Source organism: Sulfitobacter sp., from assembly GCF_041552635.1.
Lineage (GTDB): Bacteria > Pseudomonadota > Alphaproteobacteria > Rhodobacterales > Rhodobacteraceae > Sulfitobacter.
Map to the genome: position 1 here is coordinate 1 of NZ_JBFEKM010000339.1, position 1,781 is coordinate 1,781.

The window sequence follows — 1,781 nt, forward strand, 5'->3', positions numbered from 1 at the left end:
AAAATGCAATCGACCTTGCGCTGGCGCTTGGCATAGATCTGCCCAAAGTCGCGATCTTGTCCGCCGTCGAAACGGTGAACCCGCGCATCGCATCGACCCTAGATGCAGCAGCGCTGTGCAAGATGGCTGATCGCGGGCAGATCACCGGCGGACTACTGGATGGTCCGCTTGCGTTCGACAATGCGATTTCCCCTGCGGCTGTTGCGGCAAAAGGGATCGTGTCGCAGGTCGCGGGGGATGCCGACATTCTTGTGGCCCCCGACCTTGAGGCCGCGAATATGTTGGCCAAGCAGCTGATTTATCTTGCGGGGGCGGATGCGGCGGGGATCGTTCTGGGCGCGCAGGTCCCGATCATCCTGACCAGCCGCGCCGACAGTGCCGTTTCGCGGCTTGCGTCTTGTGCGCTGGCGCAACTGTTCATCAGCCACCACATGCAGCCCGCGCCATGACTGGCGCGATCCTTGTCTTGAATGCGGGGTCGTCCAGCCTGAAATTCGCGGTATATCCGGTTGCGGATGACAAAAAGCCCCCTCTGGTGCGCGGCAAGATCGCTGGTATCGGATCAGCACCGGTTTTTTCCGCGCATGACCGCACAGGACAGGCGTTGCGATGGGACAAGGGCCCGCCTCTTTGCCCCGATACCGACCACGACGCGCTGATCCCTCCCTTGCTGGACTGGCTCAAGATACAGATTGGTGATCTGACGATCATTGCTGCCGGGCACCGCGTTGTGCACGGGGGGCGCGACTTTGATGGCCCTGCGCGGGTCAACGACGCGCTGATGGCAAAGCTGGACAGATTGGTCCCGCTTGCCCCGCTGCATCAACCGCATAACCTGGCTGCGATCCGCTGCGTCTCGCGCGCCGTACCCGATTTACCGCAGGTTGCGTGTTTCGACACCAGCTTTCACCGAACCCAAAGCCCCCTTGCACAGATGTTCGCCCTGCCCCGTGAACTGACTGACGAAGGCATCCTGCGCTACGGGTTTCACGGTTTATCCTACGACTATATCGCCCGCACGTTGCCCAGCCACTTGAGGGACAGAGCGAACGGACGCGTGATCGTCGCACACCTTGGCAACGGGGCCAGCATGTGCGCGATGAAAGGCAGACGCAGCGTTGCAACCAGCATGGGGTTTACCGCGCTGGACGGGCTGATGATGGGACAAAGATGCGGTGCACTGGACCCCGGTGTTGTGCTGTATCTGATGCAACAAAAGGGGATGTCGGCAGCCGAGATCAGCCAGCTGCTTTATGAACGATCCGGCCTGCTGGGCGTGTCCGGCATCAGCAATGACATGGCCGCGTTGCAGAGCAGCGCAGCCCCCCGGGCCAAGGAGGCAATCGCGCTTTTCTGCTACCGCGCGGCAGGGGAACTGGCGCAGCTTGCCGCCAGTATCGACGGGCTGGACGCCATCGTTTTCACAGCTGGCATCGGCGAAAACTCGGCTCTCGTGAGGGCGCGAATCTGCGATCATCTGCTGTGGATGGGAGTAAGGCTCGACACCGCTGCAAACGTCAGAAACGCTCCCCGCATCAACGCCGTCTGGTCAGAAATTGACGTCCTGGTGATCCCCACCGACGAAGAAGCCGTTATCGCACAGGCCACGCGAATGATCAAATCTGGTGTTAGGGGCCGCCCTTCACCGGGGTAGCTTGGTGTTTGGGGTTGATTTTGAGTGGTTGGGATTGCCGGTTGGTGGGAAGGTTTTAACCTATGCGACGCGGGGGATGGAGCCGCTGCGGGGGTTTCCTCAGTTCCTGAGAGCGGTTGAAGAGCTT

2 protein-coding genes are annotated in these 1,781 nt (G+C 60.9%); both read left to right on the top strand.

The window, feature by feature from the left end; genetic code table 11:
* Positions 1-449: phosphate acyltransferase (locus ABYT07_RS20865; protein ID WP_372993914.1), on the top strand; the 449-nt coding region annotated here is incomplete at its 5' end.
* Positions 446-1,654, top strand: a complete 1,209-nt coding sequence (locus ABYT07_RS20870; protein ID WP_372993915.1) for an acetate/propionate family kinase — start codon at positions 446-448, stop codon at positions 1,652-1,654. The genes ABYT07_RS20865 and ABYT07_RS20870, both read left to right, overlap by 4 nt.
* The last annotated feature ends 127 nt before the right edge of the window (positions 1,655-1,781 follow it).

Coding starts and splice junctions, on each gene's coding strand:
- ABYT07_RS20870 (WP_372993915.1), top strand. CDS start 446: ATGACTGGCGCGATCCTTGTCTTGAATGCGGGGTCGTCCAGCCTGAAA.